Here is a 13327-nt window from a genome sequence, read left to right as displayed (position 1 = left end):
GGCTGTGAGGGCCTATTGGCCTCGCAACCAGAGGTTCTTGACGAGATCGGCCACGTCGGTAATTGCTCCCGGCGCTTCATGACCCGCTGTTCGGGGCCCAAACATGCGGAAGAAGCCGTTCATCGCCGGGTACGAGGGGAAATAGCCGTGTGAGGCGGAGCGAACTGCTACCCCGGCGGGCCCCGAGAACCCGTAGTCGAACTCCCTGTGCGGACCACAGGTGATGAGGAGTTCTCCCGTCCTGCCGGGAGCCGACGGCAGTCGTACGGCATGGGATACGGCGTCAGCGGGCCGCACGGTCGTATCGACTGCGGCCAAGGCGTTGATGATACGCCTGCGATCAGTCTGGGACACGGGTCGGTCGGCGTAGAGGTAGGCGATGTTGCTGTCGCCCTGGAAGATCATCCCTGTGTCAAGGCCGAGTTCGCGCAGCACGACGTTGGGCTGGAGGTGGGTCTCGACGTAGTCGATTCCGTGGTCGGAGAACAGCACGTAGTCGGCCTGGTCGCCCACTTCACGCATGATGTCGCCGACGCAGGCGTCGATGGTCTGATAGCTGCTCAGGATCTGTTCGCGGGCGAGGGCTGCCTCGCGACCGCCGGAGCGCGCCGCGTACCAGTAGAGGAACTCCTGGGCATGGTCGGCCTGGTTGAACCGCAGGAACAGGACGTCCGGCTCGTCCTTTGCCACGATGTCAAGCGCGGAATCGCGAATCCACGGCGCGCTCGGCGACTCGTGGAAATCGTGTTCCGGGTTGGCCGTGTACTCGATTCCGAGTGAGCTTGGTCCTCCGCAGCCCGGGAAGCGCAAGTCACGAGCGGCGACAGCACCGAAGGAGAGTGTGAGAACCGCCGTCCCGAGCACGAGCTCGGCCGTTCCGTGTGCCACCTTCTCGCATCTGACCGGGACAGAGAGGTTCCCTTCCGTGATCCTCGCGTCGACCTGGACGGTCCGGCCCGCGACCGGTACGGCGGTTTCGGGTCCTGCGGTCCCAATGGAGAACATCACGGTCTGCGCCCCACCGCCCGACGGGACGCGGGCGGTGAGCGGGAGACTCTCGTCGAAGTAGACCGCCTGCACGGTCTCCCGGTCCGTGCCGTCCGCCAGGGGCACGAGGACCCGCCTCGCCGGTGCGTAAAGGCAATAGAGACTGGAGACGGCGCGGCTGGGCGCAATCTGGGAGAAAGTCTGCGGGAAGTGCACCGCCGCGACCCTCGCCCCCTGGTCCGCGAGCCACTCCACGAGGGAGGGGGCGGTGAGGGAAGCAGCGTCGTAGGGGTGCAGGGTCAGCAAGGGGTTGGCGGCGCGACGGCAGATTTCCGCCACCGGCTCACCCGTCCAGTACCGGTTACCGATCACTCCGTGCTCTGTGGGGTGCGCACCGGTCAGGAACGAGGCGTGGGCCGGCGCGGTCGAGGAGGGGAAAACCGAGCGCAGGGCCGTGGCTCCGCTGTCGTGCGAGTCCGGCAAACGACGGTGCGGGGAGAAAAAGTTCCACGTCCCCACGACACTGGGCAACCCCCCGTCCACGCAGAGCACGACCAGTCGCGGCCCTCGGTACTGGCTCATCACGGTCTCCGTTCGACTTGGTCGGCATCGGTGAGAAGCCCCTCGCGGGCAAGGTGGGCCACGTCGTTGTGGCGGCGCAGGAGCCAGGTGCCCGCGGACGAGCCGGGCCGGTGACGCCACGTGGTGAAGCCGGTGTGCGCGATCTCCAGCTCGATACGTCGCCCACTGCCGGTGAGGACTTCGTGGACCGCGTCGAAGACACCACTGTGCGTCACCACCGCGACCGTGCGGTCATCATGCGAACCGAGACACCGTTCACTCACGAACGCGGATACGCGATCGAGGAAGGCGTTCCAATCCTCCGTCCCGTCGGCGAGGGTCACGCCGACGCGTTCGCGCGGCGGTAGTACGTCCGGATCTTCTGGCCGCGCGGTCCTTATCTCCTCGATGCGCGGGTCTGTCCGCAGCGGCAGTCGTAGTGTCCTGGAGATCTCGCGGGCGGTCTCGACCGCACGGGAGCGGGGCGAGGTCCACAACTCGTCCACGCGTGATCCGATCAGCGTTTTGGCCAGGGCGGCACACTGTGCGCGGCCCAGTGCCGACAACCGCCGAGCGTGCGGTCCGACCCGGTCGTCGTGAGCGTGCCTGATCAGCAAGAGGTCCATCAGGCCTCGCCCGACCGTCCGGAGGAGTGCCACAGCCAGGCGGAGCGTACGATCTCGTCGAGCTTCCGCTGTGGAACCCAGTCGAAGGTCCGGCGGGCGTGTTCCGAATCCGCCCATGAGAACGCCGGATCACCGTTGCGGCGCGGGGCCAAATGATACGGCACGGGGCAGCCGGAGACCTGCTCGATCATCTTCACGATCTCCAGGACGCTCGCCGGCCGGCCGGTACCCAGGTTGTAGACTCCGCTGAGTTCAGGTGTCTCGAGGCCCTCGATCAGGCGCACATGTGCCTCGGCCAGATCAACGACATGCAGGTAGTCGCGGACGGCCGTACCGTCGAAGGTCGGGTAGTCTCCACCGTAGATCTTGAGCGGTACACCGCTTCTGGCCGCTTTGATGGCCAAGGGGACGAGTTGGACGGTATGTGGCCCGGTGAACTCGCCCAGCGAGCCGTCCGCTGCGGCCCCCGCCACATTGAAGTACCTCAGCGCGGCCCACCTCATGCCGGTCACCCTGGCATGCCACTGCAGCATCCGCTCACAGGCAAGCTTGGTCTCACCGTAGGGGCTCTGCGGCTCGGTGGGGGCGTGCTCGTCCACCGGACAGACCTGCGGGCTACCGTACACCGCGCAGGACGACGAGAACACGAAGCGCTCGACCCCGTGGCGTTTGGCGGCTCGCAGTAGAGCGGACGTACCCGTGACGTTTACGTCGTAGTAGAGATCGGGACGCTGCACCGATTCGGCGGAGGATTTCAGCCCGGCCAAGTGGATGATGGCTTCGGGTGCGAAGGACCGGACGACGGCTGCGACGTCTTGAGCGTGGCGGATGTTCACGATGTCGGGAGCGATATCGGGCACAGCCTCGGCCCGCCCTGTGCTGAGGTCGTCCAGCACCCGCACGTCATGGTTGCGCTCCAGCAAGTGCCGCACCACGAACGAGCCGACGTATCCGGCCCCTCCTGTCACCAAGACGCGCATCAGCACATCGCCTTCGGGCGGTTGGGAACTAGAGCACCCACGGCGTAGAAGAGGTTGACCAGATCCCGGTCACGCCCGGCCGACAGTTTGAGCGGATCTTCCGCACGTTGTGCCGTCAGGACTGCCTTGACCAGGAGGTGGTTAGTCGCGGGGAGTTCGGTGTTCGGGGAGTTCACCGGGACGAAGACAAAGCCGCTTCCGGTTTCGTCACGCCAGCGCACGTCGGCCTCGGCCGCCTCACGGGGATTGGCACAGAACGCGGAGACCCTCATTTGCGATATGACGCGCCGCGTCAGTTCCGCTGCCATCGTGCCTCCTTCCTCGACAGCCGGGCAGACCGCGTGTCCGTAGGCCAGCAACCCGATGATGGCGTCGATCACGTACTGGTCTTTGCGACCCCACACCTGGTCAGACACCGAGATGAGGATCTTCATCTGGTCGTATTCCCTCTCGAAGCAAGGTCGGGTAGACGGCGTCAGGGGGCCACAGCGAGAGCTGACAACCATCGTCGTGTCATAGCGATTGTCTCCATGTCGGCGCCCACGGAGGCCGCGTAGGACTCCACTCCGCCACGACGTGCGGACAGACTCGCCAGGAACAGCCCTATCGCTTCGGGGGGCGCCGGGTTCGACAGGCGGCCGATTCCTTCGGAGAACGAGGCGAGTCGCCCGCGCAGGGCGGCGCGCCGCTCCTCAGGCGAAACGGCTCGGCCGGCCTTCGCGGGAGTCTCAACCCTTGCGCGTCGGCGAAGTTCGGCCGCAGCAAAGGAACTGCGCGCGTAGTCCGCGCGAATGTCGTCGTCGGTAACGCCGAGCAGACGCAGAAGGATCGCCGTGACAAGGCCCGTGCGGTCCTTTCCCCCAGCGCACCAGACAATCCGCGGCTGGTCACAGGGAAGCCCAAGGACGTTCAGCGCGCTACCCAGATGCCGATCGTCGTCCGTCAGACACTGTGCAGCGAGACGCAGATATCGTCCTGCGAGGAAGTCAGCCATATCCTCGGATGCCAGGGCGGAGTCCGCCCATTCGACCCTGTCGATCGGCATAGACACATAGGCGCAGGTTGATCTGAGGGCCGGCGGGCACGACGGCTGCTCCTCTGCAGACCTCAGGTCGACGATCGTGCGGATTCCGAGAGCCCGTATCCGGTCGAGGTCGGCGGCCGAGTCCGCGGTCGGCGCGTCCGAGCGGAAGAGCCAACCGGAGGGCAGTCTGGTCCCATCGGTCCGGCGAAGACCGCCCAAGTCGCGGAAATTGCACATCCCCCGCAGCTCCGGAGCAAGGTCCGAGCGGCCGGGAGGCATATCCACAGCCGGAATCCGGTCGCTGGGGGCCGTGTCGCCTGACATTGAGTCAGGTCTCATCGGCGTTGGCGGGCGACGCGGTGATGAGACGCGCCAGATTGCGAATACAAGCAGCGTCGACCACGTCGACGAGGTTCAGGTCCCGGCCCCACCTCTGGGACACCTGGACGACGATCTCCAGCGCGGACATCGATTCACCCCCGAGTTCGACGAAGTCGTCCAGGACACCAATCGGGGTGAAGTCCAGGAGAGATTCCCACATGGTGACCAACTGGGTCTCCAAGTCGCCCTCAGGTGTGACGAACCTGGAGAACGCGCCTTCCGAGGAGTTCGTGACCAACTTGCTCAGTTCGTCCGGGGACAGCAGGTCCAGCACGACGTCGTCAACGGTGAGGGTGTCGAAATCCGCCACTGTTCCTTGCTCATGGCAGTGACGCCGCAGTTCCGGGCCTCCGAGAAACCCGGTGGTGGTCATGACGATGAGCGGGCGCGAGCCTGAGGCGCCGGACATCGCACGGAATCCAGTGATCTCCGCATGATCCCCAACGGCCCGCAGGAGATCGTCCATCTCCGGTGGCTGACACCACAGTTCCATCTAATATCCGCCTTCTTGGCATCCCGCACCGCCACCGCCTCAGCAAGCAGTGCGGTAATTGATTTTCCCGTTCAATTCCAGGTAAGGCCGGTCCGACCTCGCGGTAGGAGTCATCACATCCCAGGTCCCGCAACTGTGCCGGCGGCGCGACGATAGCGCCTGGACGGAATCGCCACCCCAGATCAGCGTGCTCGTCCGGGTCAGCAACGGAACCGAACCATCCGACCGGCCCGATCGGACATACGGATCGGCTCACGGCACGTGCGATGCGGACCGTCACCGTTCACCAACGCCACGTCGTCCGAGTGATGCAGATCAAAGAAGTCCATCCCGCCCCCGTACGCGCTTCCGTGTCCCTGCCAAGCCGTCACGAATAGGCCTGCGCCTGTACGCGGTACATCTCGCTGTAGAACCCGTTCGCTTCCATCAACTCGTGGTGGCTGCCGAACTCGGCAATCTCACCGCCCTTGACCACCGCGATCAGGTCCGCCGTCTGGACAGTGGAGAACCGGTGGGACACCAGCAGAGTCACAGCGCCGGTCGCCTGCCCCACCTCCTTCGCCAGGGCCGCGAACCTCTCGTACTGGTCGTGTTCGGTCCTCGCGTCCAGTGAGGCGGTCGGCTCGTCCAGGACGAGGAGCAACGGGCCAGAACGCATGGAAGAGCGGGCCAACGCCAATCGCTGCCATTGCCCGAGGGACAGATCAACCCCATCGAAGGTCGTTCCGAGACGGGTGTTGAGACCGTGCTCCAGTTCGGAGACCCACTCGTCGGAATCGGCCTTGCGCAACGCCCGGTGGATCGCCCCGTCGTCGTTGATGCTGCCGATTTCGCCCAGTCCGACGCTCTCCCGTATGAGAAACTCCAGCCGAGCGTAATCCTGGTAGGCCGCGCTCATACTCCGGCGCCAGTCGACCGTGTCGATGTCGGTCAGGTCCACGTCGTCGAAGCGTATGGATCCGGCGGTTGGCGAGTAGAACTTACTCAGCAGCTTGACGAGCGTCGTCTTGCCAGCGCCGTTCTCGCCGACGACAGCGACGACGGAGCCGGCGGGGATCTCTAGGTTCACATCGCGTAGTACGTCCTCGGTGCCGCCGGTGTAACGGAAACTCACACCGTCCAGTACGACACCGCGCTCGATCTTCCTTGGTGCCGGGAGGCCGGCGCGGGTGTCCGCGGCCAGCCGCTGCCGGAGCCATACGTAACGATCGGCGACAAGCATGGATTTCGTCAGCCGGCCGATCAGCCAGACGCCGTGCCCGACCTGCGCTTGCAGACGCCCTGCCAGGGTGATCACGAGGATGACTCCGCCGGCCGTGCCGTGCCCCGACAGTGCTTCTGCGACGGCATAGGCCAGCGCGCCGAGAAAGCCCACGGTGAAGATGAGGAATCCGCACAGGTTCAGCGCCGCGGACCGGAATTCGCCACGTGCACGGGTGCGGGTCGATGAACCCCACGCCTGGGCGGCCTTGGCGCGCAGAGCCGGCGCCGCGTTGTTGACGCAGATCTCCTTGAGCGAGTCAGAACGCGTGCTCATGGTGAGCAGGCGCGCGGAGAGCCGCGCGTCCTCCGCCGCGTCCTCCGCCGCCCGCTGCGCAATCCGCTGAGCACGGCGCGTGAGCAGAACCGGTGGGAAGGCCAGGACGAGCAGTGCGGTGAGCGGTGGGGAGACAAGCGCCAGCAATGCCACCGCGACCGAGATCTGGACGATGATGGCAACGGTCTCCAAGAGCGTCCAACAGAAGTCTGCCAGCCACTCCGAGTCCTGCCTGAGGACGGTGATCCGGTCCAAGTAGGCCGGGTCCTCCAGGTGTTCGAGTGTAGTGAGCGTGGCCGCTGCAGTGGCGATCTCTTCCTGCACCAGAACGTTGACCCGAGCCGAGACCTCCAGCCTGAGGCTGAACTGCACCCGGAAGCCGACCTCCAGCAGCGCCAGGCACAGCGCGCCGAGGGCCGCCGCGAGGATCACACCGGACAGGGTCCCTTTGGTGACGCTGTTGACCAGGCGTTCGAGGGCAAGACCGATCGCCGATGTGCCCACCGCGTTGACCGCCATGATGATCAACAGGGCGACAGCGGCCTTCCGGTTCGCCCGGAAAGCGAGCCTCAACGAACTTCCGAACACCTCAAGAGATCGCGACAACGACTGCTTCAGGCCGCCGGACTCTGCGTCTCTGCCCCTTGTTCTGATCACGCTGCACCGTCCGCGGTGTTCATTTCCTTGAAGCGAGCAGCCTGCAAATGGAACATCTCGCTGTACTGGCCGTTCAGGGCCAGCAGTTGGTCGTGGGTGCCCGACTCGGCGACGCGTCCCTGGTCGAGCAGAACGATGCGATCCGCCTGACGCACCGTGGACAGACGATGGCTGATCAAGATCGTGGAAACGCCGCTGATACGACCAACGACCTCGGAGAAGAAGGCGGCCTCCGCGCGGATGTCCAGATGCGCCGTGGGTTCGTCGAGGATCAGCACACGGGCACCTGCACGGACGGCGAACAGCGCCCGGGCAATGGCGATTTTCTGCCACTGACCACCGGACAGATCGACCCCTCCGGTGCGTTCCGAGGACAAAGGCGTGTCCAGGCCATTAGGCAGAGCGGCGAGCAGTGCGGAGACGCCCGCTTCCTCGACCACCCGACGGATCAGTTCTTCATCCCCGGCAAGAGCAGGCGCGGCAAGCACGATATTCTCGCGCGCGGAGAGCGGGTACTTGACGAAGTCCTGGAAGACCACAGCCAGATGGGCGTGCCACTGCTCGGAGTCGATCAATCCGACCTCGATCCCGTCAGCCGTGATCCGGCCCTCTTCGGGTTGGTAGAGCCCGGCCAGAAGCTTCGTGAGAGTCGTCTTGCCGACGCCGTTCACACCGACGATGGCCAGCACCTCGCCCGGCTTGACCTCCAGGTCGAGCCCGTTGAGGACGGGGACCCTCCTGTTGTAACCGAAGCGGACTCCGGAGAAACGGATCAGCGGAGCGCCGTCCGACGGGGCAGGGACCGTCTCAGACATCGATCGCCGGACCTCGTCCGCTACCGCTTCGATGCGTCCGAGAGCGCGCAGGGCCAGTCGCGCGGGGGTGATGTACATCTGTTCCTGACCCGCCTGGAGCGTGGTGAAGAGGGAGAGGCACGCCATGACGACCGAGGTCATCACGTTGACGCTCACCCGGCCGTGCAGTGCGGCCACGGCCGGCCAGAGGAAGGCTGCTCCGGACACCACCATGAGAACCGGGAGGAGACGGCCCTCACGGCGCGCCAGACCCCGCCGCAGCAAGAAGATCGACTGGTGATAATCGTGCATCTCCTTGCGGAAGCGGTCCACCAGCCAGGTGCCCAGGCCGAAGGTGCGAACCTCCTTCCCCGATGCGGCCGTGCTCACCAGGTCGTAAAGGTACTGACCACGACGTCGGGCCCTGACCTGCTCGTCCATCCGGGTCAGGCCGATGCTCAGGCCCTTGACCAGACTGTGCCTGATGGCGAAGACCGTAACGATCAACAAGAGCGCGAGGAGCACCGAGACGCGTGCAATGACCAGGCCGAGGCAGATCGCGCCGAGCAGTTTGGATAGGTTCTCAATCTGTGTCACCGCGCCGAGTCCGAGGCAGCGGTTGGGACCGTCGGTACTGTCCACCACCCGGGAAACGTCGTCGGCGAAGGCCGACGTCTCCAGGTGCGGGAACAGGCGCGACTGCTCCCCCAGGGCAAAGAGTCTGTCGTGCACGAAGCCCTCGGCCTGACGGGTCGCCAAGGACGTCAGAGGAGAAATAAGCGTGCTGATACACCACCCAGCCACCGTGACGACGGCGAATGCGGAGAGCATGACCCAGACCTCGCCATGAGAACCACCGCTCTCTGCCTCGATCACAGACTGCACCAGGCCGCCCGTGATCAAAGCTGAGACGGGTGGCAGCACGGCGAGCAGGAAAAAAGAAGCAAGAATACCCGCAATGCTCCATCTGCTCGCATTCCGCAGCACAGAAATTATATCGTAGCTATTTCTCAGTAATGACACGAAAATTACTTCCGATCCGCCGCAAGGGTGGCACCCGTCAAATCAGTAGAGGCTGATCCTCGCCATCCCAGCCACCTGCCACCGTATTCTGCACGAGACTCGTCGATGCCCACCAGTCCAGTGTCTTCCGGATCCCTTCACGGACGTCGGCGTGCACAGCGGGCCTGGCCACGAGAGTGCGCTGCGCTGCCGTATCCGCCCAAAATTCCGGAATCTCCTCCTGCCGGCCACCGACGTGTTTCACCTCAGCTCGCGGGCAAAAGCCCTTGATGGCCTCAGCGATTTCCAGGACAGAAACGGTGAACCCCGACCCGATGTTGATCACTGGCACCGGCTCGGCCATCGGCATCCGTCGCAGTACGTCGACGACGTCATCGATGAAGGAGAAGTCACGCCGTTGAGTGCCCGCCCCCTCAACCGGAAGCAAGCCATCAGTCAACGCTCCCAGACAGAAGCGCGGGATCACCGCGTCAGGCCGCTCTCCAGGACCGAAGACGTTGAAGAAGCGCACCACTGACACCCGGTTCCGAAGGGGGGCGGAGTGCCGATGGACCCTGGCGACCATCTCCATGGCGACCTTGGACGCCGCATAGGGCGACAAGGGCGCCAGCGGCTCGTTCTCCGGCGTCGGCCGGGTACGCGCGCGGCCGTAGACCTCGCATGTGCTCGCGATGATCACTCGCGGAACATCGACCACTGCGCACAGCCGCAGCAAATGCTCGGTGGACTCAAGATTCTCCAAGTACTGCAACGGTGCCTCGAAGGAGAGCGGAACGCTCTTGTCAGAGGCGAGGTGGTACACGACGTCCACGCCCTCGACATCATCAACGGTGAGATCCGATACTCGCTTTATCAAAAGGTTACCGTCAGGTTTGATGAGCGGTGCGACCCGCAGGTCGTCCACGGATCGGACGGTCGTTCCGTCCTGCCGCAGCGCACGGGCCAGATGACCACCGATGAACCCCGCGCCACCGGTAATCAGGGCTGTAGAAAATTTCTTCCGCTTGCTTTCGAGCACCTGTTTCCCCTCGGGCCGTGCCATACTCCCACACGTATCAGCAGCACGCGTTTCCAACGGACGTTTTATCCCTAAAAAGTGTCGGCCGAGCTGCGCCGACTTCGGCTCCGCCGCCACATTCGACTCGGCACCGGCAAATTCGCGCGACCGACGTACCTTAACGCTAACCAGAGAATTGAAGCTGTGAAGACGGCATGGTGAAATCGCCGCCGAAGGAAATGAGCGCAGAGAAGCACACGACCACGTGCTCGCTCGCCTTGTTCGCCTGTCCGGAAACCAGGTAAGGGGCGGTGAGGTTACGGCCTAACTCCACGGCAGGAACCGTTCAGCGGAATTCTGCACGGCCTGACCTCGAGCAGCTTCTTCACATCGAGCCGAATCACCTCTCCGTGTCGACCTCCACTCTGCGAAGAAGGAAATCGAGCGCAGTCTCGGGGCGCGCCCGCGGTCCAAACAGTGGGCCCGACACCACCGCCGCCAGGGATCCGCTCGTGCATTGAGAGACTTCCTCTGCGGCAATGGCGTTCAAAACAGAATGTTTCAGGTCGCCACTCCGTGTCCTCGGAGGCTATCCATCCGGAGGCACAGAGTGTTTTGCGCAGTACTTTTGGCTGCGCCCGGAGTGATCAGATCAGGAGCCGATCTCCGAGATCAGCGAAACGGCAACCGTGCCGCCGAAGAGTTCGTCGCGTTTGTCCTCCCGGATGATCTCGATCTGCATGCTTGATCGACTGAGACCCTAGGACGTCTCAACGCGGGCAGTCAACGACCCCAGGACGTCTCAACGGGCAGTCAGGATTTACATTTGAGCTCGGTCTTTCACGAGGGTCCGTCGACGGAGTCGGCGGCCCCTTTCGCTTTGTAGAACTGCCGATGGGCCGGCTGTCGTGTCGGGTGAGCGTCGGGTGCCACTGTCCGAAGTCGGGTGATGCTGCCCTCGGGGTGGGAAAGCGGCTGGTCAGCCTGGGTTGGGCAGGACTGTTACGACCCCTATGAGACACCAGCCCAGTCCGGAGCGGTGGAACCCGGCACCCACCCGACGCGGCAGCCGGGCCCTCGGTCTATCCCCCACCTGCCGCTCATTCGTCGGTAGTAATGGCGAGGCCGCGGTGGGCGAAACGGCGGAGCTTGCGGTTGGCTGGCTGGGGTGGTGGGGAGGATCGGCGCGGTGCGGTCGGCCTGCACCTGGACCTTCTCGTCCACGTCCAACACCAGCGCGCGTTCCGCCGGGTCGAGGCAGGACCCGGACGACGTCACGGACCTTGTCGATGCACTGTCGGTCGGTCGACAGCTCCCAGGTCTCCACCTGGTACGGCTCGAGCCCCCAGGCCGCCAGATCCGCGAACACACGGCCAGGGCCTGCGCCGCCTTGCCACAACTCACCCACCCGCACAGTACCCGCCGTTCCTCGGCAGTCAGCTCCAAGGATTCAGGCATCGGGCTCGGACCCTGCAGACTGCCGACGTATCAACGACTCAGGACACAAGTCACTGATCTAGCCTCGAATCAAGCATGCACGGAAAGGTCCGCGGAACTCGCCCACTTTCAAGGCGATGCTTCTGAATCCGACCAGACCCGGGCCGGGCAGATATGCCCGGCCCGGGTCTGGACCTACTGGCTGGACTGCTGGCACCTCATGCGTCAGCAGCTCGTCATGGGCACGATGAGCCCGCCACCGACGATATCGTCGAGCGCCTCTTCGGAAAGGTCGCAGACGTCGACGTCCTCGAAGTCCTGCTCAATCTCCGGCATATTACACCTCCTCTCGGATTGGTCGTTCAGTGAGAACCCCGGATTGCACGAGAAGTGCGCATTTCGACAACCCGAAGTTTGGGTCGGATCCTTGCAGCTGCGAATCAGCGCTTTCGGTGGAGCATCGCGAGACATTCAGGTCGACCACCGCGATCGACTATGGCAGAACATAGAGGAAAGCGCATCTGTCATCAGTTCAATGGTCTCGAACACCCAGAGGTTCTGATCGCCGTCACCAGCATCTTGTGCACCTGATTCCGTTACTTCGACTTTTTCCTGACGATTTTCTTCGGTGGCCCTGGACGAGCAAAACCTTCGCGAGGATCTCATGGCTGATGGCTGACTACGTGAAGGGCTTCACGGCCTCGTTCCACGAGTCGATGTAGTGGTGTACCTGTTATTGGATCCCAGACTCAGGTGCTTCTATTCGAGGGTGCGGCGGACGTGCTGACCTCCGAGATAGCCGCGAACGACGTGAGGCCGACGCCGGCGACGTTGGAAGAACCAGCAGGCTCCCCTTGTGAGTGGGGTCGGGGCAGGGGGTGAAGCTCGATCTGGTCCGTATGCGCGGCGTCCCCGTCGCGGGTCCTTCGAGAGTGGTGGGCGGAGAGAGCGTCCAGGACCCGGTGCAGCCTTCCGCAGTGAGGACCTTCAACTCGGCCACTGACTGACAACGGTGGACCCCGATCGGCCGGCCCAGCACTCAAACCCCGAGGCTGGAGCCACGTCAGCTTCAAGGGATCCGTCGCTCTTGCGCTCTTGCCAGGCCAAGTCGAGTGAGCTCGGTGAACTGGGCCAGGTCACCGACGCGTTGACCGGCCCGGGCGGCATGCTGGAGACCGTACGGGCAGCGCAGGGCGATGTGAGCGAGGTAGCCGTCGAACTGCGGTGCGACATCGCAATGCTGCCGCTGTTGCAGGGCCGCTCCGCGGAGACGCCCTCCTGCGGATCTGGAGCCACTGCCCCTATGAGGACCGGTGCTGACGGCCATCTTGGAGACCTGGTCCGCAAGCCCGAGGTCGCGGGGCCGATGCTCGCGGACGGCAAGCGCATCAGGCCCGCCCATACACCTTCAACTTCGCCCACCAGCCGGCGACTGTCGTGAGCGACACCTGGAACATCTACTCTCGGTCCTCGCGGCTTCCCCTCCACACCAGCGCGGCCATTACCCGCATCCGCAACGCTTCCTGCATGGAGGGCGCCAAGTGCCCTGCATCCAGGTGGTGATGCTCGGCCATGGAGGAGCCGAGTGAGGTCCGCAATGGCCGAGCTACTCCAAGAGAGCCCCCTTCAAGGGGGCGCGTCCCCACCAGTTCACTCGCACAGTGATCAACCAATCAAAACCACAACTGTTTCGGATCAACAAATCTGATCGTGGCCTTGAGAACCTCGTGCGGTGGATCGAATGCCGAGTGATGACCCCGAATCAGATGCCGTCGAGTTGTATCGCCAAAATTGCAGCGGCTGTCGTCCTCGGAAACGGTCATGCCCGTT

The 13327-nt window shown here is 64.2% G+C and carries 10 protein-coding genes; 1 reads left to right on the top strand and 9 read right to left on the bottom strand.

Features of this window, described 5'->3' with window-relative positions:
- Positions 1–12: 12 nt before the first annotated feature.
- The 9 genes from EV284_RS01885 to EV284_RS01845 all read right to left on the bottom strand — a co-directional run bounded on the left by EV284_RS01885 (position 13) and on the right by EV284_RS01845 (position 10081).
- Positions 13–1569 carry an alkaline phosphatase family protein gene (locus EV284_RS01885; RefSeq protein WP_130329594.1) on the bottom strand — a complete coding sequence of 519 codons (1557 nt, stop codon included), beginning with the start codon at positions 1567–1569 and terminating at the stop codon, positions 13–15.
- Positions 1569–2174, bottom strand: a complete 606-nt coding sequence (locus EV284_RS01880) for a histidine phosphatase family protein (RefSeq protein ID WP_165425438.1) — start codon at positions 2172–2174, stop codon at positions 1569–1571. Before EV284_RS01880 ends, EV284_RS01885 begins: the two co-directional genes overlap by 1 nt.
- On the bottom strand, positions 2174–3154 hold the full coding sequence (gene galE, locus EV284_RS01875; RefSeq protein WP_130329590.1) for a UDP-glucose 4-epimerase GalE: 981 nt from the start codon (positions 3152–3154) through the stop codon (positions 2174–2176). Before galE ends, EV284_RS01880 begins: the two co-directional genes overlap by 1 nt.
- On the bottom strand, positions 3154–3588 hold the full coding sequence (locus EV284_RS01870) for a hypothetical protein (protein WP_130329588.1): 435 nt from the start codon (positions 3586–3588) through the stop codon (positions 3154–3156). The genes galE and EV284_RS01870 overlap by 1 nt, the downstream gene beginning before the upstream one ends.
- Positions 3589–3629: 41 nt before the next feature.
- Positions 3630–4502, bottom strand: a complete 873-nt coding sequence (locus EV284_RS01865) for a tyrosine-protein phosphatase (protein WP_165425437.1) — start codon at positions 4500–4502, stop codon at positions 3630–3632.
- Positions 4503–4506: 4 nt separating this feature from the next.
- Positions 4507–5025, bottom strand: a complete 519-nt coding sequence (locus EV284_RS01860; protein WP_165425436.1) for a phosphopantetheine-binding protein — start codon at positions 5023–5025, stop codon at positions 4507–4509.
- A 394-nt stretch (positions 5026–5419) separates the two neighbouring features.
- Positions 5420–7162 carry an ABC transporter ATP-binding protein gene (locus EV284_RS01855; protein WP_130329582.1) on the bottom strand — a complete coding sequence of 581 codons (1743 nt, stop codon included), beginning with the start codon at positions 7160–7162 and terminating at the stop codon, positions 5420–5422.
- 80 nt (positions 7163–7242) lie between these two features.
- Complete coding sequence (locus EV284_RS01850) at positions 7243–9027, bottom strand: ABC transporter ATP-binding protein (protein WP_130329580.1); 1785 nt, start codon at positions 9025–9027, stop codon at positions 7243–7245.
- A 73-nt stretch (positions 9028–9100) separates the two neighbouring features.
- Positions 9101–10081: an NAD-dependent epimerase/dehydratase family protein gene (locus tag EV284_RS01845; protein WP_242625505.1), complete on the bottom strand. Its 981-nt coding sequence runs from the start codon at positions 10079–10081 to the stop codon at positions 9101–9103.
- Between the two features lie 2503 nt (positions 10082–12584).
- On the opposite strand from EV284_RS01845, the gene EV284_RS01835 reads away from it, so the two are divergent.
- On the top strand, positions 12585–12938 hold the full coding sequence (locus tag EV284_RS01835) for a hypothetical protein (protein ID WP_130329576.1): 354 nt from the start codon (positions 12585–12587) through the stop codon (positions 12936–12938).
- Positions 12939–13327: the final 389 nt, after the last annotated feature.

Origin of the sequence: Streptomyces sp. BK022 (assembly GCF_004217355.1) — a bacterium.
GTDB classification, from domain to species: domain Bacteria; phylum Actinomycetota; class Actinomycetes; order Streptomycetales; family Streptomycetaceae; genus Streptomyces; species Streptomyces griseoluteus.
The sequence above is the reverse complement of the archived record's forward strand: the minus strand, read 5'-3'. Positions and strand labels throughout refer to the sequence as shown.